The organism is Streptomyces durbertensis (genome assembly GCF_014156695.1).
Classification (GTDB): Bacteria; Actinomycetota; Actinomycetes; order Streptomycetales; family Streptomycetaceae; genus Streptomyces; species Streptomyces durbertensis.
In genome coordinates, this window is sequence record NZ_WMLF01000816.1 from 1 (window position 1) to 1110 (window position 1110).

The window sequence follows — 1110 nt, forward strand, 5'->3', positions numbered from 1 at the left end:
CCCCTTCCCCTCCTCGTCCCGTTCCTGACGGGAGTCCGCCTTCGCCTGACGGCCCTTGCCGTCGTCCTTCTCACTCTTCTTCCGGACCTCGTCCTTCTCGCCGAGGGCGCCCGCCGACGGCGACTCGCCGGCGCCCAGCTTGTGCTCGCCGGCTCGACCGGCCCGCCCCACACCGCTCGGCGACGGCCCGGCGCCGGGCCCGTCCTCCCCCGCGTCCATCGGGTTGCCGGCCGGCACGGGCCTGGGCTGCGGCCCCCCGCTGACGGTGACACAGCCGGTCAGCGGGCCGACGGCGAGCAGCAGCGTCAGCGCGACGGCCGCGGGGCCGATACGGGTGCGCCGCGGAGGCGCGGGGGGTTGTGGCACGGGAGCCTCCAGCCGGGTGATCCGTAGGCCATGCCCAACGCGTCACCCCTCCGCCAGGACACGCCCCGGGACCCGCCCCCGAACAAGCCGTCGTCCCGGGCGCGCACCGGGCCGTCGCACCGGGCCGTGCGCCGCGCCCGTGCCGGGACCGCCGGTTGTCACGGAGAATGGCCGTGTGCTGGAGATGACACGCGAGACGTTCGAGGGTCTGGTCAGTGACGCGCTCGACCAGGTTCCGCCGGAACTGGCCCGGCTGATGGACAACGTCGCGGTGTTCGTCGAGGACGAGCCGCCGGCCGACGACCCGGAGCTGCTGGGCCTGTACGAGGGGACGCCGCTCACCGAGCGCGGCGAGTGGTACGCGGGGGTGCTGCCGGACCGGATCTCGATCTACATGGGCCCGACGCTGCGCTACTGCCACACGCCGGAGGAGGTCGTCCACGAGGTCGCCGTGACCGTCATCCACGAGATCGCCCACCACTTCGGCATCGAGGACGAACGTCTGCACGAACTGGGCTGGGGCTGAGCCGCCGCTCGCGCCGCGCCGCCGGCCGATAGGCCATTGTCGGGTACGCCCGCAGTTGGGCGCATAGTCCGGCGCCTGCCGGGGCAGAGGGTCGGACATGGCCCGAGCAACACGCCGGCTGTCGCGCCAGTCCGTCAGGTCCGCGCTCAGCCGGGCGGGTGGCCTTCCCGCCCGGGTGGTGCGCCGGCTCCGCGCGGCCGCCCACCCCCGCCCACCGG

General features: G+C 74.9%; 1 protein-coding gene and 1 pseudogene. One reads left to right on the forward strand and one right to left on the reverse strand.

Annotated features, from left to right (window positions below; genetic code table 11):
* Positions 1-366 (reverse strand): annotated as a pseudogene (locus tag GL263_RS27025) (hypothetical protein); the annotation flags it as partial.
* Between the two features lie 175 nt (positions 367-541).
* Between GL263_RS27025 and GL263_RS27030 the strand changes: the two are divergent.
* Entirely contained in the window at positions 542-892 is a 351-nt protein-coding gene (locus GL263_RS27030) for a metallopeptidase family protein (RefSeq protein ID WP_182858357.1), read from the forward strand.
* The last annotated feature ends 218 nt before the right edge of the window (positions 893-1110 follow it).